The sequence below is a fragment of the Streptomyces hamibioticus genome (assembly GCF_047946815.1).
Lineage (GTDB): Bacteria > Actinomycetota > Actinomycetes > Streptomycetales > Streptomycetaceae > Streptomyces.
In genome coordinates, this window is sequence record NZ_JBKKQY010000001.1 from 5,142,922 (window position 1) to 5,162,650 (window position 19,729).

Consider the following 19,729-nt stretch of genomic DNA (forward strand, 5'->3'; position numbering starts at 1 on the left):
AGACACATGGCCGTACGCGGGATCCTGGGGCGCCAGCGCCGGGAGTACAGGACGCCGGAGCCGCACCCGTCCGGCGCGCGGCCACCGAAGCTCCCCGGTGAGCTGGTCCCGAACCACGTGGCGATCGTCATGGACGGCAACGGACGCTGGGCCAAGGACCGCGGCCTGCCGCGCACCGAGGGGCACAAGGTCGGCGCCGAGCGGGTGCTGGACGTGCTCCAGGGAGCCATCGAGATGGGCGTGGGGAACATCTCGCTGTACGCCTTCTCCACCGAGAACTGGAAGCGCTCGCCGGACGAGGTGCGCTTCCTGATGAACTTCAACCGGGACTTCATCCGCAAGACCCGCGACCAGCTCGACGAGCTGGGCATCCGGGTGCGCTGGGTGGGCCGGATGCCGAGGCTGTGGAAGTCCGTCGCCAAGGAGCTCCAGGTCGCCCAGGAGCAGACCAAGGGGAACGACCGGCTGACGCTGTACTTCTGCATGAACTACGGCGGCCGGGCCGAGATCGCCGACGCCGCGCAGGCGCTGGCCGAGGATGTGCGGGCCGGGCGGCTCGACCCCTCGAAGGTGAACGAGAAGACCTTCGCCAAGTACCTGTACTACGCCGACATGCCGGACGTGGACCTGTTCCTGCGGCCCAGCGGTGAGCAGCGGACCTCGAACTACCTGCTCTGGCAGAGCGCGTACGCCGAGATGGTCTTCCAGGACGTCCTGTGGCCGGACTTCGACCGGCGCGACCTGTGGCGCGCGTGCGTCGAGTTCGCCTCCCGCGACCGGCGGTTCGGCGGGGCCATCCCGAACGAGGAGCTGCTGGCCATGGAGGGCAGGCAGCCGTAGGGCCGGGGCCGGGGCGGGCCGCTAGGGTTCCGCCCATGGATCACCAGGGGCGGGACATCATCGAGCACACGGACGCCGACGTGGTGGAGCTGGTCTTCCGGCCGACCCGCGCCGACATCCTCACCGGCATCCGCACCCGCGACCGGGTGCGGAGGCTGGCGGTGCTGCGCGGGGCGCTGGTGGCCCTGTTCGCCGTGGCCGTGGTGGTGGGCGCGGTCAAGGGCGCGGCGTGGCTCTCGCTGGTGCTGTACACCGTGTGCGGCGTCGTGATCTGGTGCACGCCGCGCTTCCAGGCGAACCATGTGCTGCGCACCGTCTCCTGGCAGGGCGATTACCGCGCCACGGTCACCACCGGCGGGGTCACCGTGGAGACCGAGCACACCGTGCTCACCCAGCGGTGGTCCGTCTTCCGCGGCCACCGGGAGACCCGCGACCACCTGGTCCTGCTCAGCCGGGACCCGAGCATCCTGGTCATCGCGGTGCTGCCGAAGCGCGGCCTGGGCGCGGAGAGCGATCTGACCCGGCTGCGCGACCTGCTGGCCGCGCATCTGCCCCGGGTCTGAGCTCGGCTCGCGGGGCGCCGTCCCACGGGCGGGCGGGCTAGTTGCCGGCCGTCGCGCACTCCGCGCAGGTGCCGAAGATCTCCACCGTGTGCTGCACGTTGACGTAACCGTGCTCCGCGGCGACGGCCTCCGCCCACCTCTCCACCGCCGGGCCCTCGACCTCGACCGCCTTGCCGCAGGAGCGGCAGACCAGGTGGTGGTGATGGTCGCCGGTGGAACAGCGGCGGTAGACGGACTCGCCGTCGGCGGTGCGCAGCACGTCGACCTCGCCGGCGTCGGCGAGGGACTGCAGGGTGCGGTACACGGTGGTGAGGCCGACCGAGTCCCCCTTGTGCTTGAGCATGTCGTGGAGCTCCTGCGCGCTGCGGAACTCCTCGACCTCTTGCAGGGCCGCCGCCACGGCGGCGCGCTGCCTGGTGGCCCGGCCCTTCACGGGCGGTCCAGCGGTGGTCACCGGTTGCCTCCTCACGTCTGCTCCTGCCGGGCCATTGTGCCAGCCCGGTTCGGCAGCGGTCAGACGCCGACCTCGTCGCCGGAACCCCGGCTGGCCGGAATCGCACACTCCGCCGGGTCCGGAGCGGGCCGCACCGCAGCGGCCGCCCGCGCGCGTCGCCGGGCCAGCGGTGCCGCCAGCGCGGTCAGCACGATGAACGCGGCGATGGTGAGCAGCACGATGGTCGCGCCGGGCGGAACGTCCTGGTAGTAGGAGGTGACCGTGCCGCCGATGGTCACGCTCACGCCGATCGCGACGGCGATCGCGAAGGTGACCGCGAAGCTGCGGCTGAGCTGCTGCGCGGCGGCCACCGGGACCACCATCAGCGCCGAGACCAGCAGCAGGCCGACCACGCGCATCGCGACGGTCACCGTCACCGCCGCCGTGATCGCCGTCAGCAGGTTCAGGGCGCGCACCGGCAGGCCCGTCACCCGCGCGAACTCCTCGTCCTGGCTGACCGCGAACAGCTGACGGCGCAGGCCGACTGTGACCAGGACCACGAAAGCGGCCAGGACGCAGATCGCGGTGACGTCCGATTCCGAGACCGTCGACAGCGAGCCGAAGAGGTACGAGTTGAGGTTCGAGGTGGAGCCGCCGGGGGCGAGGTTGATGAACATCACGCCGCCGGCCATGCCGCCGTAGAAGAGCATGGCGAGGGCGATGTCGCCGCGGGTGCGGCCGTACCAGCGGATCAGCTCCATGAGGACCGCGCCGAGGACGGAGACCAGCGTCGCCATCCACACCGGGGACCAGGAGAACAGGAAGCCGAGGCCGACACCGGTCATCGCGACGTGGCCGATGCCGTCGCCCATCAGTGCCTGGCGGCGCTGCACCAGGTAGATGCCGACGGCGGGGGCGGTGATGCCGACCAGGACGGCCGCCAGCAGGGCCCGCTGCATGAAGGCGTAGTTCAGGAGTTCCATCGGATCACTCGGTTCAGCTCAGCAGGCCCGTGCGGACCGGTTCGGCGCCCGCGGGTGCGTGCGGGTGGACGTGGTCGTGGCCGGGCAGGGCGTGCTGGCCGACCGCCTTCGGAGGCGGGCCGTCGTGCACGACGCAGCCGTCGCGCAGGACGACGGCCCGGTCGATCAGCGGCTCCAGCGGGCCCAGTTCGTGCAGGACCAGCAGGACGGTGGCGCCCGCCGCGACCTGGCCGCGCAGGGTCTCGGCGAGGACCTCCTGGCTGGCCAGGTCGACGCCGGCCATCGGCTCGTCCATGATCAGCAGCTCGGGTTCGGGGGCGAGCGCGCGGGCGATCAGGACCCGCTGGTGCTGGCCGCCGGAGAGGGCGTCGACCGAGTCCTTGGCCCGGTCCGCCATGCCGACCAGGTCCAGGGCCCTGCGCACGGCCTCGCGGTCGGCCTTGCGGAGCATGCCGAAACGGGCCCGAGCGAGCCGGCCGGAGGAGACGATCTCGGTGACCGTCGCGGGCACACCGCCCGCGGCCGTGGTGCGCTGCGGCACGTAGCCGACGCGCGCCCAGTCGCGGAACCGGCGCCGGTCGGTGCCGAACAGCTCGATCCGCCCGGCGCTGACCGGAATCTGGCCGATGACGCTGCGCACGGCGGTGGACTTGCCGGAGCCGTTCGCGCCGAGCAGCGCGACGACCTCGCCGCGGCGCACGGTGAGGTCGATGCCGCGCAGCACCGGGCGCGAGCCCAGCTCGGCGCGGACGTCGCGCAGGGATATGACCGGCTCGGTCATGCCGTCCTCCGAAGGGCCGGTCACTTGGCGCCCAGGGCCTTCTGCAGGGCCGCGAGGTTGGCCTCCATGACCTGGATGTAGTCGTCGCCGCGGGACTTGTCGGTGATGCCCTCGACCGGGTCGAGGACGTCCGTCTTCAGGCCGGCGTCCTTGGCGAGGGTCTTCGCGGTCTTGTCACTGACCAGCGTCTCGTAGAAGACGGTGGTCACGCTGTCCTCCTTGGCCACGGTCTGCAGGTCCTTGACGCGGGCGGCGCTCGGCTCGGACTCCGGGTCGAGGCCGCTGATGGCCTCCTCGGTCAGGCCGTAGCGCTCGGCGAGGTAGCCGAAGGCGGCGTGCGTGGTGATGAAGACCTTGGTGTCGGTGTTCTTCAGCCCGTTTGCGAACCTGGTGTTCAGGGCGTCGAGCTTGCCGACCAGGGCCTGGGTGTTCTTCTTGTAGTCGGCGGCGTGGTCGGGGTCGGCCTTCTCGAAGGCCTTGCCGACGCCCTCGGCGACCTCGGCGTACTTGACCGGGTCCAGCCAGATGTGGGGGTCCTTGCCGCCTTCGCCGTGCTCGTGGCCGTGCTCCTCCTCGGCCGCGTGCTCGTCCTCGTGCCCGTGCTCGTCCTCGTGGCCATGGCCGCCGACCTCGGTGCCGTGCTCCTCCAGGGAGGTCAGCGTGGTGGCGTCGATCTTCGTCTTGATCCCGGACTGGGCGATGGCCTCGTCGACGGTGGGCTGGAGGCCCTTGACGTAGAGCGCCGCGTCGGACTCCTGGAGCTGCGCGGTCTGCTTGGCGCTGATCTCCAGGTCGTGCGGCTCCTGGCCGGGTTCGGTGAGGCTGGTGACGTTGACGTGCTCGCCGCCGATCTGCTCGGCGAGGAAGGCCATGGGGTAGAAGGACGCGACGACGTCGAACTTCTCCGTGTTGCCGGGGTTGCCGGAGTTACCGGCGTCGCCCGTGGCCGCGCTGCCGCCGCCGCAGGCGGAAAGGGTGGTGAGACCGAGCGCGGCGGCCGCCGCGACCGCTATGCCGGATATGTGGCGTCGTCGTACGTTCATGACAGTCATTTTCAACGAATCTGGAAACCGTTGTCAACAAACGTCCGATCCGGCCCCGGGGGCCCCCGATTTGATTGAGGGGGAGTCCGCGCCGGTAACCTGAAGCATTCGCTGGAAGCATCTCGCTTCGTCGCCCGTCGTCGTAATGAAGAGAGCACCGTGGCCGCCGACAAGATCGACACCATCGTCAGCCTGAGCAAGCGCCGTGGCTTCGTATTCCCCTGCAGTGAGATCTACGGCGGCCAGCGTGCCGCCTGGGACTACGGTCCGCTGGGTGTCGAGCTCAAGGAGAACCTCAAGCGCCAGTGGTGGCGCTACATGGTGACGTCGCGCGAGGACGTCGTCGGTATCGACTCGTCCGTGATCCTGGCCTCCGAGGTCTGGGTGGCCTCCGGTCACGTCGCCACCTTCACGGACCCGCTCACCGAGTGCACCTCCTGCCACAAGCGGTTCCGCGCGGACCACCTGGAGGAGGCGTACGAGGAGAAGAAGGGCCGCGCCCCGGAGAACGGCCTCGCGGACATCAACTGCCCGAACTGCGGCAACAAGGGCCAGTTCACCGAGCCCAAGCAGTTCTCCGGTCTGCTCTCCACCCACCTCGGCCCGACCCAGGACAGCGGCTCCGTCGCCTACCTGCGGCCCGAGACCGCGCAGGGCATCTTCACCAACTTCGCCCAGGTGCAGACCACTTCGCGCCGCAAGCCGCCGTTCGGCATCGCCCAGATGGGCAAGTCGTTCCGCAACGAGATCACGCCGGGCAACTTCATCTTCCGCACCCGCGAGTTCGAGCAGATGGAGATGGAGTTCTTCGTCAAGCCGGGCGAGGACGAGAAGTGGCACGAGTACTGGATGGAGCAGCGCTGGAACTGGTACACCGGCCTGGGCCTGCGTGAGGAGAACATGCGCTGGTACGAGCACCCGGCCGAGAAGCTCTCCCACTACTCCAAGCGCACCGCCGACATCGAGTACCGCTTCCAGTTCGGCGGCAGCGAGTGGGGCGAGCTGGAGGGTGTCGCCAACCGGACCGACTACGACCTCTCCTCGCACGCCAAGGCCTCCGGCCAGGACCTCTCCTACTTCGACCAGGAGGCCGGCGAGCGCTGGACGCCGTACGTCATCGAGCCGGCGGCCGGTGTCGGCCGGGCGATGCTCGCCTTCCTGCTCGACGCCTACGTCGAGGACGAGGCGCCGAACGCCAAGGGCAAGATGGAGAAGCGGACCGTGCTGCGCCTGGACCACCGCCTCGCCCCGGTGAAGGTCGCGGTGCTGCCGCTGTCCCGGAACCCCGAGCTGTCGCCGAAGGCCAAGGGGCTCGCGCAGGCCCTGCGGCAGAACTGGAACATCGAGTTCGACGACGCCGGTGCGATCGGGCGCCGCTACCGCCGCCAGGACGAGATCGGTACGCCGTACTGCGTCACCGTCGACTTCGACACGCTGGACGACAACGCGGTGACGGTGCGTGAGCGGGACTCGATGAAGCAGGAGCGGGTGTCGCTGGACCAGATCGAGGGGTACCTGGCCTCGCGGCTGATCGGCTGCTGACGCGTTCTTCTGGATTGGCCCCCGATGCGGGACCCCGAGTGGTCCTGTATCGGGGGCCTCTGCGTCGCCAGGGTGGTGCCCATGAGCATCGCGTTCCTGCTGACCACCCTCGTGGTCGTCGCCACCCCCGGTACCGGGGTCGTCTACACCCTCGCCGCCGCCCTCTCGCGCGGGCGCCGGGCGAGTGTCGTCGCCGCCTTCGGATGCGCGCTCGGGATCGTTCCGCACATGCTGGCCACCGTCACCGGTGTCGCCGCACTGCTGCACGCGAGCGCCACGGCCTTCCAGGTCCTCAAGTACGCCGGCGTGGCCTACCTGCTGTACATGGCGTGGGCCACGCTGCGGGACAAGGAGGCGATCACGGTGGACGGCGACCGGGGCGCCGCGCACGTCCCGGCGGTGCGGGTGATCGCACGCGGGGTGCTGATCAACATCCTCAACCCGAAGCTGACCCTGTTCTTCTTCGCCTTCCTGCCGCAGTTCGTGCATCCCGGGGAGGCGCACGCCCTGCCGCGCATGCTGGTGCTGAGCGGTGTGTTCATGGCGGTGACGTTCCTGGTGTTCGCCGGGTACGGCGTCCTGGCCGCCTCGGTGCGCAGCCACGTCATCTCCCGGCCGCGGGTGATGGCGTGGCTGCGGCGGAGCTTCGCCGGGTCCTTCGTGGCGCTGGGGGCGAAGCTGGCGTTCACGGCGCGGTGAGCGCGTCCCGCGGTGGGCCTGGCGGACCTGGCGGACCTGGCGGTGCGGGGGCCGCGGGCGGCCTGAGCGGGGCGGCCCGGGATCAGATGAGCGTCTGCTTGTAGTAGACGCTGGCGCGCTTGCGGGAATCCGTGTCGGACGTGACCGAGGCGAACCCCGAGCAGAGGCGGACGGCCAGCGGGTCGGCGGGGTCCGGGACCTGGATGGCCATGCCCTCCGGCTCGCGGTACGGCAGGCTGTACCCGGCCCTGGTCAGCTTCTGCTCCACCACGGTGCCGGTGTTCCAGTCGACGCAGGTGATGAAGGTGTTGCCGTACGGGCTGACCGACCCGTCCTTGCCGTACTGGGTGCCGGCCAGGAGGTACAGGTAGGTGCCGAAGGCGGCGAAGCCCTGGAACGTGTCGGGGTGACCGGGCTGGAGGTCGGCGGGCTGGGGCACGTCGGCCAGGGCGGCCCGGCCGCCCGCCTTGAACGCGGCCAGGTCGTACAAGCGGTACCGGAAGGCGCCGCCCACCCGGCAGCGGACGGCGAGCCGCCGGTGCACCGGGTCGAGTGCCACGGTGGTGCGGTCGACGCCCTGCTCCAGCGCGAACTGCGTGAGGGCCGGGGACTCGGGGGTGAGGACGGTTCCGTCGGCGAATTCGAACCGGGCGAGGCGGCTGCCCCAGCCCGTCACGGTGCCGTCCGAACTCCGCGACTGGACGGCCGCGGTCTCCGTCCACAGAAAACTCCCGGACCCGGTGGATTCCACGCCGATCTGCACGCCGTGCCCGAATCCCCTGAGATACATGGCGCCCAGGATGTTCCCGGACAGATCCGTCCGGGTCACGCACAGGTCGCCGTTGGCGCTGCGCTCGGCGCCGGTGTAGGTGCGGGATTCCCCGGGGAGCCGCCGACCGCCGTCGACGAGCTGCACGAAGAAGACGTGCCCGCGTGCGTTGTCGAAGGCCAGCGACTGCAGGACGCGGGTCTCGTTGAGGCGGATCTCGCGCAGCAGTCTCTCCGACGGCGCGGAGAGGTCGAACCGCTTCGTGGCGGGGACCGCGCCCGCTGTGGCGGCCGTCGAGGTGTCGGCGGGGCGGGCGGAACTCCGCGCCGCACCGGCGATCACCTCGACCGCGGCAGCGGTGGTCGCGATGCCCGCGAGCTTCAGAATGCGTCTCCGCCCAAGCATGTGAGTGAACCCCCGGAAAAGGATCAGTATCACCGTCATACGCCCATGCGTGAGGAGGAATGACCTTCCTTGCGCCGGGGCCGGACGGTAAGTGGCCGGTCATTGAAACACCCGGAATCCACAACGGGCAGCCGCATGTGCGGGCGCGGGACGGTCATGTACGTGCCGGCCGCCGACGCCGCCCGGGAGCGGCTGGAGAAACCGCGCGCGATCGCATCGCAACGACGGAGCAGATCGCCGGGATGACCGCCCGAAGTGCGGGAACCCGGGCCATGACGGAAGGTGATGTTCTCAATCGGTGAGAACGTCGTGGAGGACAGTCATGGCTGAGCAGGAGACGGCGCGGACGCTTCCGCAGCCGCTGAACGCCGCCGTGTCGGCGCTGCAGCACGTGCCGGGTGCCGGGATGGTCGGCAGGGCGGCCGGGGGAGCGCTGGACAGGATCGGCGCCGTGTCACCGCGGGGACGGCGGTTCGCGGTGTACACGGGAGCCGGAGCACTGGGCATCGCGGGGCTGGTGGAGTGGCCCGTGGCGCTCACCGCTTCGGCCGTGGCGTGGCTGACGCAGCCGCGCCCCAAGGAGACGGCGGAGGCCCGGACCGTGCGCGCGGCGGGGGACGCGAACGGGGCGGGCACGACGGCGGACTCGAAGGACGGCGCCAAGGGCACGACGGCGAAGAAGAGCACTTCCGGGTCCGGGGGTACCGGCAAGAGCACCGCCGCACGCTCCAAGAGCACCTCCTCGGGCAAGAGCACGTCCGCGAGGAAGAGCACGTCCTCGGACAAGAGCACGTCCTCGGACAAGAGCACGTCCTCGGGCAAGAGTGCGGCCGCAGGCAAGAGTGCGGCCAAGAGCACGACCAAGAGCGCGTCCCGGGCCAAGAGCACGACCGGGCCCAAGAGCTCCTCCGGCACCAAGGCCTCCTCCAAGGCCAAGCCCAAGAGCTCCTCCGGCACCCGGAGCGGGACGGCCCGGAAGACGACGGCATCCGGATCGCGCAGCAGGAAGGCGGGCTGAGACACAGCAATGGGCGCGGGACTCCTGACACGTTCCTCGGGCGCGGTGGCCGGCCTCGTGCTGGCCGGGCCCCGGCTGCTCGCCCGCGGGACCGCGCCCGCGGTCGGTGCCGCGGCAGGCGCGGTGGCGGGCACGGCACGGGCCGGTGTACGCAGTGCGGACTTCGCGGCGCGGGCGGCCAGAGTCGCCCGTGCCGCCCTGCCGGGCGGCAGCCGGGACTGGCGGGCCGGGGCCCGTGCCCACCTCGCGCTGCGGCTGGCCGCGACGGACAAGGTGCGCCGGGCGGGCGGCTTCGGGCGCGTGGCGCGGCGGGTCGCGAAGGCGCTGGCCGAGCACCCGGACGTCGCCTTCGCCTACTGGGACGACGGACTGGCCCGGCTGGTGGTGGCCGCCACCGAGGAAGCGGTCACCGACCGGGTCGTGGACCGGGCGAACGAACTCGCCGAACAGCACGGGCTCAGGCGCGCGGACGACCTGGTGGAGGAGTTGGCCCACCCCGGTGACCCCACCTCCGTCCGGGTCGCCGCGACCGCGCTCGGCGCCGACGTCCTGGGCATCGCCGCCGGGCTGACCGGCTCCGCGCTGCGGCTGCCCGCCTCCCCCCGGCTGGTCACCGCCGTGGCGACGCTGCTGCGCGAGAACCCCACGTTCCGGGCCTGGCTGCGCGAGCGGCTCGGCCCCACCCGGATGGACGTGGCGATGGCCGCCGCCAACGCGGCCGTGCACGGCGTCGGCCAGTCCCCGACCTCGCTGGTGCTCGACGGGGTGCTGCGCGTCAGCCAGCTGGGCGAGGCGGTGGCCCGGTCGGCCGCCTTCGAGGTGGTCCACGACCGGCTGTGTGCGCCGGGCCGCGACAGCCTGCCCGCCGACCCGTCGCTGCGCCCGCCGCTGCGGTCCTCCCCGGCCCAGGAGTACGCCGCCCACGCCTCGACCGGCAGTGTGGCGGGCGCGGCGGCCACCCTGCTGGTCAAGCACGACCTGAACGAGGCGGCCGAGGCGGTGCTGGCCGGCTCGCCCAAGGCCGCCCGGTACGGGCCCGCCGTCTTCCACGCCGCACTGAGCGCGGCGCTCTCCCGCACGGGCGTGCTGGTGCGCGACCCCGAGCGGCTGCGGCAACTGGAGTTGGCCGGCACCGTCGTCCTGCACCCCAGCGCGCTGCGGCTGCCCGACGAGGGCGCCGACCCGTGGACCGAGGACGTGCTGGACGCGGCGCGGCGCGCCGGGCTGCGCGTGGTCATGGTGCACGACCCGGCGCTGGCCGACTTCACCGGCCTCGCCGACCAGGTGGTGAGCGCCGGGCGGCCGCTGCGGGACGTGGTGGACGACCTGCGCGCCGAGGGCGGCGTCCTCACCGTCGTACGGCCCCGGCCTGGCGACGACGGCGCGCTCCTCGACGGGCTGCTCGGCGGCGACGTGGCGGTGGCGCTCGCCGACGCCGACGCCCCGGTGGCCTGGGGCGCGGACGTGCTCGCCCCGCACGGCCTGGTCGACGTGTGGCGGCTGCTGCGGGCGGTGCCGGCGGCCCGCGGGGTCGGCCGCCGGTCGCAGGTGCTGGCCCGCTCCGGGGCCGCGCTGTCCGGACTGCTGGTGGCCGTCGGCGAGGCGCGGCAGAGCAAGGGCCGGAGCCGCGGCCCGTCGTCGCTGCTCGGCATGCGGCACGCGCCGGTCGACGCGGCCGCCACCGCGGCCCTGGTCTCCGGCACCCGCGCCGCGCTCGGCGTGGCGATGGCCCGCGCCCCGCACCCCCGGCCGCGGGTGGCCTGGCACGCGCTGGACCCGCAGGGCGTACGGGAACGGCTGGAGCGGGAGAAGGAGCCGGAGCCGTCCACGACGGAACAGCTGGCGGCGCGGCTGCGCGCGGCGGCCGACCGGGCGGGCCGGGTGCCCGCGCTCGCCCCCGTGAAGTGGACATGGCAGCTCGGCCAGGCGGTGCGCGGCGAGCTGGACGACCCGCTCACGCCGGTGCTGGCGGTCGGCTCGGCGGCCGAGGCGATCCTCGGGTCCGTCATGGACGCGCTGCTCGTCGTCGGCGCCCTCGACCTCAACGCGCTGGTCGGCGGTTTCCAGCGGCTGCGGGCCGAGCGCGCGCTGGCCGGACTGCTGGCGCAGCAGAAGCAGAAGGCGCGGGTCGCCGACGAGGAGACGCACGACGCGTCGGCCGAGGCCCGCGTCGTCGACGCCGCCAAGCTGCACCCCGGCCACATCATCGACCTCAAGGCGGACGACGTGGTGCCCGCCGACGCCCGGCTGCTGTGGGAGGACGGGCTGGAGGTCGACGAGTCCGCGCTGACCGGTGAGTCCCTGCCGGTGGACAAGTGCGTCGACCCGGCGCCGCAGGCCCCGGTGGCCGAGCGGTACTGCATGGTCTACGAGGGCACCACCGTGGTCGCCGGACGCGCCCAGGCCGTCGTCGTCGACATCGGCGAGCACACCGAGGCCGCCCGGGCCGTCTCGCTCGCCGCCCGCACCCCGGCCGCCGCCGGTGTGCAGGCCCGGCTCCAGGAGCTGACCCGCAAGGCGCTGCCGCTGACGCTGGCGGGCGGCGCCGCGGTGACCGGCCTGTCGCTGCTGCGCGGCACCCCGATCCGGCAGGCGGTCAGCGGCGGCGTGTCGGTGGCGGTGGCCGCCGTGCCCGAGGGGCTGCCGCTGGTGGCGACGGTGGCCCAGCTGGCCGCGGCCCGCCGGCTCGGCCGCCGGGGCGTGCTGGTGCGTACCCCGCGCACGCTGGAGGCGCTGGGCCGGATGGACACCATCTGCTTCGACAAGACCGGCACGCTGACCGAGAACAAGCTCCGGCTGGTGAAGGTGTCCGCCGCCGACGGCACGGTGCACAAGCTCGGCGAGCCGGAGGCCGCGGAGGCGGTACGGATCGCCGCCCGCGCCTGCCCCCGGCTGAACGGCGACGGCGGCGCCCGGCCCACGCACGCCACCGACGAGGCCGTGCTGGCCGCCGCCGGGGACGACCCCGACTGGACGCAGGAGGAGGGCCTGCCCTTCGAGACGTCCCGCGGCTACGCCGCCGCGGTCGGCCGGGACGCGGACGGCACGCCCGTCCTGGTGGTCAAGGGCGCCCCGGAGACGGTGCTGCCCGCCTGCGCCGGGCTGCCGGACGACGCCTCGGAGGCGGCGCACGACCTGGCCCGTGCCGGGCTGCGCATCATCGCCGTGGCGCAGCGGCCGCTGACGGACGACGAGGACCCGGCCCAGGCACTGGAACAGCCGCCCGCCAAGCTGGAGTTCACCGGACTGCTGGCGCTGGCCGACGTGGCGCGCGAGACCTCGCCCGCGCTGGTGCGCGGGCTGCGCGAGGCGGGCGTACGGCCGGTGGTGCTGACCGGCGACCACCCGCAGACCGCCCGCGCCATCGCCGCCGACCTGGGCTGGCCCGAGGACGCGGTCGTGGTCACCGGTGACGAACTCGCCGCCGCCGACCGGACGGAACGCTCGCGGATGCTGCGCGACGCCGACGTGGTGGCCCGGGTCGCGCCCGAGCAGAAGCTCCAGGTCGTGGAGTCGCTGCGGGACGCGGGGCGGGTCGTCGGCATGGTGGGCGACGGCGCCAACGACGCCGCCGCCATCCGCGCCGCCGACATCGGCGTCGGCATCAACGCCCGCGGCTCGGCCGCCGCGCGCAACGCCGCCGACCTCGTCGTCACCGGGGACGACCTGCTGGTCCTGACCGAGGCGGTGCGCGAGGGCCGGGCGCTGTGGCACAGCGTCGCCGACGCCATCGCCATCCTCATCGGCGGCAACGCGGGCGAGGTCGGCTTCGGCATCCTCGGCACCGTCCTCGGCGGATCGGCGCCGCTGTCCACCCGGCAGATGCTGCTGGTGAACCTGTTCACCGACCTGTTCCCGGCGATGGCGGTGGCGGTCACCTCGATCGAGGAGACCGAGGAGGACCAGACGGAGGCCACCGACGCGCCGCTCGGCACGGCGGTCCTGGGCGAACCGCTGATCCGGCAGATCCGGCACCGGGCCCTGACCACGTGTCTGGGGGCGACGGTGGCCTGGCTGTTCGGCCGGTTCACGCCGGGCACGGCCCGCCGCTCCACGACGATGGCCCTGTGCGCGGTGGTCGGCACCCAGCTGGCCCAGACCCTCGCCGACCGCCGCGGCAGCCGCCTGGTCCAGGTCACCTCCCTGGGATCGGCCGCGGCCCTGGTCGCCCTGGTCCAGACACCGGGTGCCAGCAACCTCTTCGGCTGCACCCCGCTGGGCCCGCTGGCCTGGGCGGGCGTCGCCCTGGCGATCGCCCTGGCGCTGGCCGGCCAGCGGGCCGTGCCGCACGTGGAGGAGGCGGTGACGAAGTGGTGGCCGAAGCTGGCGGAACGGCTGCCGGAGCCGGCCCGGTGACCCGGCCCCGCAGCGCCGTTCCGCAGGCGTCCCTCACCGGAGGGTGAGCGGGGTCTCGGATTCGACGCGGGTCAGCTTCTCCGGGTTGCGGACGTAGTAGAGGCCGGTGATGCGGGCGTCCTCCACCCGGATCGCCATGACCCCGTCGAGTTCGCCGTCCGCCCGTACGAGCAGTGCCGGGTTGCCGTTGACCACGGTGAGTTCGGCGGTGAGCGCGGCCTCGACCTTGCCGGTGCCGCCGATGATGAAGCGGGCCACCTTGTCGGCGCCGGTGACCGGCCGCAGCGCGGCCTGCTTGACGCCGCCGCCGTCGCCCATGAGGACGACCTCGGGGGCGAGCACGTCGAGCAGGCCCTGCGGGTCCCCGCTCTCGACCGCGCGCCGGAACGACTCCAGGGCCGTCCGGGTCTCGCTGGGGGAGACCGCCTGGCGGGGGCGGCGGGCATCCACGTGCCGGCGGGCGCGGTGCGCGATCTGGCGGACGGCCGCCGGGCTCCTGCCGACGGCGTCGGCGATCTCGTCGTAGCCGATGTCGAAGACCTCGCGCAGCACGAAGACGGCGCGCTCGGTCGGCGACAGGGTCTCCAGGACGAGCATGAGCGCCATGGACACGCTCTCGGCCAGCTCGATGTCCTCGGCCACGTCCGGCGCGGTGAGCAGCGGCTCGGGCAGCCACTGGCCGACGTACGCCTCCTTGCGGCGCTTCATGGCGCGCAGCCGGTTGAGGGCCTGCCGGGTCGTGATCCGCACCAGGTAGGCGCGCTGGTCGCGCACCTGGTCCAGATCGACGTCGGCCCAGCGCAGCCAGGTCTCCTGCAGGACGTCCTCGGCGTCGACCGCCGACCCGAGCATCTCGTAGGCGACGGTGAAGAGCAGGTTGCGGTGGCTGACGAAGGTCTCGGTCGCCGGGTCGGTGGCGTGGTCGCTCATGTCTCGCTCCGTGGTCTTCCTCGCCCGGTGAAGGGCCGCAGGCCGTGGCGGCCCCGCGCGGGGTGCCGCGAGTGATCGTCGCACCGGCGGGGGGCGGTACCCGGCGGGCGCCGGTCACCGGCGCCATGGCCGGCGTGCCGCCGCCCCCGGCACACGCGGTCCGGGCTGAGGCTCACGGGGTGGTCCTCGCCCCGGCGCCGGCCGGGGCGCCGCCGTGCCCGGCCGCCAGCAGCTGCCGCCGCTTGGCGCCTCCCGGCACGCGGTGCAGGCCGTACGAGCCGGGCTTGTGCGCCTCTTCGCCCAGGTGCTTGATGATGCCCTGGCACACCTTCTCCTTGAGCTTTGCGCCGGGGCGGCCGCCGATGTGGAACCCCACCGCGACGTCGTACCGGTGGGCGAACTGGAAGATGCCGGCGCGTCGGCCCAGGCTGATGCACTGGCCGGCGAACACCTGGTTGAGGGCCGAGGGCTGCTCGCCCTCGATCCGGCTCAACACCGTGTCGGCGGCCCGTGCGCCCAGGGGGATCGCGGCCTGGCAGCTCATCCGCAGCGGCAGGCCGGACGGTGCGGCGGAATCCCCGGCCGCGACGATGCGCGGGTCGTCCACGCTCGTCAGCGTCTCGTCCGTGAGCAGCCGGCCCAGGGTGTCGGTGGTCAGCCCGCTGCGCGCGGCCAGGTCCGGCACGCCGAATCCGGCGGTCCAGACGGTCACCGCGCTCGGCAGCTCGCGGCCGTCGGCGAGCCGCACGGCGTCGCGGGTCACGGCCGTCACCCGCGTGTCGCTGCCGTCCAGGACGGTCACCCCGAGTCCGGCCAGCCGCCGGGCCACCGAGCGCCGCCCCCGCGGGTGCAGGTACGGGCCGAGCGGCCCACCGCAGACCAGGGTCACGGCCCGGCCGGTCTCCGCCAGCTCGGCGGCGGTCTCGATGCCGCTCGGGCCGGCCCCGACCACCGTCACCGCGGCCGTGGCCGGCGTGGCGTCGAGGACCGGCCGCAGTCGCCGCGCCTCCTCCAGGGCGGCGATCGGGTGGGCGAACTCCGCCGCTCCCGGCACGCTCGGGTCGGCGCTGCCGCTGCCCACGGCGTAGACCAGGTAGTCGTAGCCCACCGTGTCACCGGTCGCCGGCGTCACACTGCGCCCGGCCGCGTCGATCCGGGTCACGGTGTCGACGACCAGCCGGACGCGCTCGCTCAGGACCTCCCGGTAGTCGACGACCGCGTCGTCGGACCCGCCCACCAGCTGGTGCAGCCGGACCCGGTGGACGAAGGTGGGACGCGGGTTGATCAGGGTCACGGTGACGTCGTCGCGGCGCGTCAGACGGTTGGCCGCCATCACGCCGGAGTACCCGCCGCCGATCACGACCACGTCGGTGTTCTTCTCAGCCATGGTGTCTCCTGTCTCCCGAGGGGTTCGGCCTCAAGACACCGGGGGGCCGGGGAATGTGACACCAAGGTGAGGCCAATCACATCCGACGGGGCTTCGCCCTCGTGCACACCTCCACGCGCAAGCGATGAGTTCTTTCTGGAACAAGCCCGGGAGGCGGCGCAGGGCAAGGACGTCCGGCTCGGCGGCGGGGCCACCACCATCCGGGAGTTCCTCGAGGCCGACCTCGTGGACACCCTGCACGTGGCGGTCTCACCGGTGAAGCTCGGCGCCGGGTCCCGCCTGTGGGAGTCCCCCGACGAGCTGCTCGACCGCTTCCACCGCGACGTCGTGCCCAGCCCGAGCGGTGTGTCCCACCACCTGTTCTGGCGGAAGTGACATCCCCCGCACCGCACCGGGCACCGAGCACGGTTCCCGGTGCGGGCACAATGGAGGAATGTCCACGCCGTCCGCGCCCACCACGCACCCGTCGCTGAGGATCGGTCCGCACACCGTCCAGCCGCCCGTCGTCCTCGCCCCCATGGCCGGGATCACCAACGCGCCCTTCCGCACCCTGTGCCGGGAGTTCAGCGCCGGCAAGGGGCTGTACGTCAGCGAGATGATCACGACGCGGGCCCTGGTCGAGCGGAACGACAAGACGATGCAGCTGATCAAGTTCGACGCGAGCGAGCGCCCGCGGTCGATCCAGCTGTACGGCGTCGACCCGGTGACCGTCGGCAAGGCCGTCCGCATGATCGCGGAGGAGGACCTCGCCGACCACATCGACCTGAACTTCGGCTGCCCGGTGCCGAAGGTGACGAGGAAGGGCGGCGGCTCGGCCCTGCCCTACAAGCGGAACCTGCTGCGGGCCATCCTGCGGGAGGCCGTCAGCGGGGCCGGCGACCTGCCGGTGACCATGAAGATGCGCAAGGGCATCGACGACGACCACCTCACCTACCTGGACGCCGGCCGCATCGCCGTCGAGGAGGGCGTCACCGCCATCGCCCTGCACGGCCGCACCGCCTCCCAGCACTACGGCGGCACCGCCGACTGGGACGCCATCGCCCGGCTCAAGGAGCACGTCCCGGAGATCCCCGTGCTCGGCAACGGCGACATCTGGTCGGCCGGGGACGCGCTGCGGATGGTGCGGGAGACCGGCTGCGACGGGGTCGTCGTCGGGCGCGGCTGCCTGGGGCGGCCGTGGCTGTTCGCGGACCTGGTCGCCGCCTTCGAGGGGCGCGACGACGCCTTCGTGGAGCCGACGCTGCGCGAGGTCGCCGACGTGATGGTCCGGCACGCGCGGCTGCTCGGCGAGTGGCTCGGCGACGAGCGGCGGGGCGTGGTCGACTTCCGCAAGCACGTCGCCTGGTACCTCAAGGGCTTCGCGGTCGGCTCGGAGATGCGCAAGCGGCTGGCCGTCACCTCCTCGCTGGAGGCGCTCCGGGCCGGGCTGGACGAACTGGACCTGGACCAGCCCTGGCCGGCCGGTGCCGACGGCCCGCGCGGCCGTACGTCCGGCAACAACCGTGTCGTGCTGCCCGACGGCTGGCTGAAGGACCCCTACGACTGCGCGGGCATCGGCGAGGACGCCGAACTGGACACCTCCGGCGGCTGATCAGCCCCCGGAGGGGTGCGGCGTCGAGCCGTACGCCGTCAGGAAGCGGTCGCGGAAGGCGTCCATCCGCCACACCGGGGCGTCCTGGGCGGGCCGCAGGCCCTCCGTCCAGTCCCAGTCGTCGATCTTGTCCAGCACCCGCGGGTCCTTGGCGACGATCGTCACCGGCACGTCCCGGCTCGCGTCGTTGCCGGAGACCCGGGACCTCGGCTGGTGGTCGCCGAGGAAGACCAGGACGGTGTCGTCGTCGCCGTAGCGCTCCAGCCACTGGGTGAGGCTGGTGAGCGAGTACTGGACCGACTTGCCGTACTCCTCACGCGACCTGGTCGTGTCGGCGATGACGTCGTCCGCGTCCTCGCCCGCCCGCTCGACCGACTCGAAGATCCGCCCGTCGCCCAGCTCCTCCCAGCCGACCATCCGCGGGATCGGCGCCCACGGCTGGTGGCTGGAGGTCAGGATGACCGCCGCCATCAGGTCCTTGTCCCGCTCCCTGCCGTGCTCCAGGCGCTGGAACGCCTCCAGCGCGTACTGGTCCGGCATCGTCGACCAGCTGAACTTCGGGCCCCGGTAGCCCAGGTCGAAGGCGTCGTAGACCTTGTCCAGGCCGTAGAACTCCCCCTCCGGCCAGGCCTTCTGCACGCCCGGCATGATCCCGACCGTGTCCCAGGCACCGGTCCTGGCGAACGCCTCGGTGAGGGTGAGGTGGTCGCCGGCGGTGACGGTACGGTAGCGCTGCTGGCTGGAGACCCACAGGCCCGACATGAACGTGGAGTGGCCCAGCCAGCTGCCGCTGCCGAAGGTCGCCGAGGTCAGCCAGCCGCTCTTCGCCCGGTACCCCGCCTGCGTCAGCGCCTGTGCGCTCGTGTCGAGCGTCCGGTCGACGCCGGGCGCGATCAGCGGGTCCTCCAGGGCGGTGCGGCCGTAGCTCTCGATGAACGCGAAGATCACGTCCTTGCCGCGCAGGTCGGGCACGAGCTGGTCGCCGGGCGTGGCGCCGAAGGCGTCCTTCTTCGCCTCCTTCGCGAACGCCGCCTCGTCGCGCAGGGTCTGCACGGTCAGCCGGGCCTGGTTCTCCGCCGCCCAGGCCGCCTGGCGGGAGGCCAGCGGTGTGCCGAACAGCTGGAGGCCGAGCGCGGAGCAGGTGATCCACACCGTGCCCGCGAGCAGCGCGCCCCGGGTCGCCCGGTCCCGGTGCGCGGCCAGCAGCTCGCCGATCCGCACCGTCGCCAGCGCCATGAGCACCGGCAGCAGCAGCGCCGACCCCACGGCGCCGGCCGTGGCCAGGGCCGCCGTCGTGCCGCCCATCGAGTCCGCCACGTAGGACCGGGCGTCGTCCAGCAGCTCCCAGTCCAGAACGATGTTGAAGCCCCGGCCGAGGTACTCCCGGAACCCCATGTCCAGTACGTTCACCACGGTCAGCGCGCCGAGTCCCGCCCCGCACAGCACCGCCGCCACCAGCCGTGGCCGGCGCGGCAGCGCCAGCAGCACCGCCGCCGCGATGATCGCCTCCGCCGGGATGCGCGCGAACCGGTCGGGCCGCAGGGCGGCGACGGTGTTGGGCAGCAGCAGCGCACCGAGGACGAGGGCGGCCGCCAGCACGGTGGTGGTCCGGCGCAGGGCGCGGGCGGCTGCCGGGTGGCGGGTGCGCCAGGCGAGCCGGTGAGCGAGGCGGTGCTGGAGAGGGGCGAGGCGGTGCTGGAGGGCGGCGAGGCGGTGCTGGAGGGGGGCAGGACGCTCCTTCTGGGAGGGCCGTGCCGAGGCGTCCGCATCGTCGGGCGGGCTCTCGGCGGCGGTGGCGGCGTTGTCGGTCGAGCCGGGCAGCTGACGAGAGCGCGTGAAGACGGGCACCCGAAGGTCCTTCCGTACGAAACCCGTTGGACGGCGGACCCGGCGTGGGGGACCGGGTCCGCCGTAGCCCCGTACGGCCGATGGGTGACCTGCGTTCAACGCGGCCCGGTGGATTTGGCCGGAACTCCCTCCTCGGCGGCGGTGCCGGGGCGGAGGGGCGCCGCCGCGCGGCTCGGGGGCCCGGTCCCTGACGGGCGGGTTTCCGTCCGGTCCGCCGTCCGGGGGCACGTCCGCATGGTGAAATCCGGGCGGCTGTGGCAGCGTGATTCTCGCCACCCCTGATAAGGGCAGCGCTCAGATGAGCGAAATCTGAGCGGATGCACTTCTCAAAGAATGGCACTGAGTGCCACGGCTTGATCGTTCATCGAGCGAACTCATACGTGACAAACAGTGCTCGTTTGAGCGCTGGGAGGCGCGCACGGGAGTTGATTCGTTCAAGAAGTGAACACATGGTAGTCCGGTTACTTGCCAAGCCTTGACTTTCGATCCGCTGGCGGACGAGTGGTTACAGGCGCATGACGCACAAGTAGACGTACCCAGG

15 protein-coding genes and 1 pseudogene are annotated in these 19,729 nt (G+C 72.9%); 8 read left to right on the forward strand and 8 right to left on the reverse strand.

Going from position 1 to position 19,729, the window contains the following annotated elements; translation table 11 throughout:
* Nucleotides 1–6 precede the first annotated feature (6 nt).
* Nucleotides 7–840, forward strand: a complete 834-nt coding sequence (locus ACLGIH_RS23295; protein WP_416527208.1) for an isoprenyl transferase — start codon at nt 7–9, stop codon at nt 838–840.
* Between the two features lie 35 nt (nt 841–875).
* Entirely contained in the window at nt 876–1,403 is a 528-nt protein-coding gene (locus ACLGIH_RS23300; RefSeq protein ID WP_416527209.1) for a YcxB family protein, read from the forward strand.
* Between the two features lie 37 nt (nt 1,404–1,440).
* Here the strand turns inward: ACLGIH_RS23300 and ACLGIH_RS23305 are convergent, their stop codons facing one another.
* Genes ACLGIH_RS23305 through ACLGIH_RS23320 form a run of 4 tightly spaced genes read right to left on the reverse strand, consistent with a single transcriptional unit; the run spans nt 1,441 to nt 4,643 of the window.
* Nucleotides 1,441–1,857, reverse strand: coding sequence for a Fur family transcriptional regulator (locus ACLGIH_RS23305; protein WP_416527210.1), 417 nt, complete (start codon nt 1,855–1,857; stop codon nt 1,441–1,443).
* A gap of 59 nt (nt 1,858–1,916) precedes the next feature.
* Nucleotides 1,917–2,819 (reverse strand): metal ABC transporter permease, encoded by a 903-nt coding sequence (locus ACLGIH_RS23310; RefSeq protein ID WP_416527211.1) that lies wholly within the window; start codon nt 2,817–2,819, stop codon nt 1,917–1,919.
* 13 nt (nt 2,820–2,832) lie between these two features.
* Nucleotides 2,833–3,600, reverse strand: coding sequence for a metal ABC transporter ATP-binding protein (locus ACLGIH_RS23315; protein ID WP_416527212.1), 768 nt, complete (start codon nt 3,598–3,600; stop codon nt 2,833–2,835).
* A 20-nt stretch (nt 3,601–3,620) separates the two neighbouring features.
* The gene (locus tag ACLGIH_RS23320; protein WP_416527213.1) at nt 3,621–4,643 is read right to left on the reverse strand and encodes a metal ABC transporter substrate-binding protein; all 1,023 of its coding nucleotides are present in this window, start codon (nt 4,641–4,643) and stop codon (nt 3,621–3,623) included.
* A 159-nt stretch (nt 4,644–4,802) separates the two neighbouring features.
* Here ACLGIH_RS23320 and ACLGIH_RS23325 point away from each other — a divergent pair, with 159 nt between their 5' ends.
* Nucleotides 4,803–6,185 carry a glycine--tRNA ligase gene (locus ACLGIH_RS23325; RefSeq protein WP_416527214.1) on the forward strand — a complete coding sequence of 461 codons (1,383 nt, stop codon included), beginning with the start codon at nt 4,803–4,805 and terminating at the stop codon, nt 6,183–6,185.
* Between the two features lie 81 nt (nt 6,186–6,266).
* Complete coding sequence (locus tag ACLGIH_RS23330) at nt 6,267–6,884, forward strand: LysE family translocator (RefSeq protein WP_416527215.1); 618 nt, start codon at nt 6,267–6,269, stop codon at nt 6,882–6,884.
* Between the two features lie 82 nt (nt 6,885–6,966).
* Here the strand turns inward: ACLGIH_RS23330 and ACLGIH_RS23335 are convergent, their stop codons facing one another.
* Nucleotides 6,967–8,058, reverse strand: a complete 1,092-nt coding sequence (locus ACLGIH_RS23335; RefSeq protein ID WP_416527216.1) for a phage baseplate protein — start codon at nt 8,056–8,058, stop codon at nt 6,967–6,969.
* A 322-nt stretch (nt 8,059–8,380) separates the two neighbouring features.
* Between ACLGIH_RS23335 and ACLGIH_RS23340 the strand changes: the two genes are divergently transcribed.
* Complete coding sequence (locus tag ACLGIH_RS23340; RefSeq protein ID WP_416527217.1) at nt 8,381–9,076, forward strand: hypothetical protein; 696 nt, start codon at nt 8,381–8,383, stop codon at nt 9,074–9,076.
* Nucleotides 9,077–9,085: 9 nt separating this feature from the next.
* On the forward strand, nt 9,086–13,432 hold the full coding sequence (locus ACLGIH_RS23345; protein WP_416527218.1) for a cation-translocating P-type ATPase: 4,347 nt from the start codon (nt 9,086–9,088) through the stop codon (nt 13,430–13,432).
* A 33-nt stretch (nt 13,433–13,465) separates the two neighbouring features.
* Here ACLGIH_RS23345 and ACLGIH_RS23350 read toward each other — a convergent pair whose 3' ends face one another.
* Together ACLGIH_RS23350 and ACLGIH_RS23355 are read right to left on the reverse strand one after the other, a co-directional pair.
* Nucleotides 13,466–14,362: an RNA polymerase sigma-70 factor gene (locus tag ACLGIH_RS23350; RefSeq protein WP_416527219.1), complete on the reverse strand. Its 897-nt coding sequence runs from the start codon at nt 14,360–14,362 to the stop codon at nt 13,466–13,468.
* A 172-nt stretch (nt 14,363–14,534) separates the two neighbouring features.
* Nucleotides 14,535–15,749: an NAD(P)/FAD-dependent oxidoreductase gene (locus ACLGIH_RS23355; RefSeq protein ID WP_416527220.1), complete on the reverse strand. Its 1,215-nt coding sequence runs from the start codon at nt 15,747–15,749 to the stop codon at nt 14,535–14,537.
* Nucleotides 15,750–15,884: 135 nt separating this feature from the next.
* On the opposite strand from ACLGIH_RS23355, the pseudogene ACLGIH_RS23360 reads away from it, so the two are divergent.
* Together ACLGIH_RS23360 and dusB are read left to right on the forward strand one after the other, a co-directional pair.
* Nucleotides 15,885–16,124: pseudogene (locus ACLGIH_RS23360) on the forward strand (dihydrofolate reductase family protein); the annotation flags it as partial.
* Between the two features lie 58 nt (nt 16,125–16,182).
* Nucleotides 16,183–17,340 carry a tRNA dihydrouridine synthase DusB gene (gene dusB / locus ACLGIH_RS23365; RefSeq protein WP_416527221.1) on the forward strand — a complete coding sequence of 386 codons (1,158 nt, stop codon included), beginning with the start codon at nt 16,183–16,185 and terminating at the stop codon, nt 17,338–17,340.
* Here the strand turns inward: dusB and ACLGIH_RS23370 are convergent, their stop codons facing one another.
* Nucleotides 17,341–19,188 carry an alkaline phosphatase family protein gene (locus tag ACLGIH_RS23370; protein ID WP_416527222.1) on the reverse strand — a complete coding sequence of 616 codons (1,848 nt, stop codon included), beginning with the start codon at nt 19,186–19,188 and terminating at the stop codon, nt 17,341–17,343.
* Nucleotides 19,189–19,729: the final 541 nt, after the last annotated feature.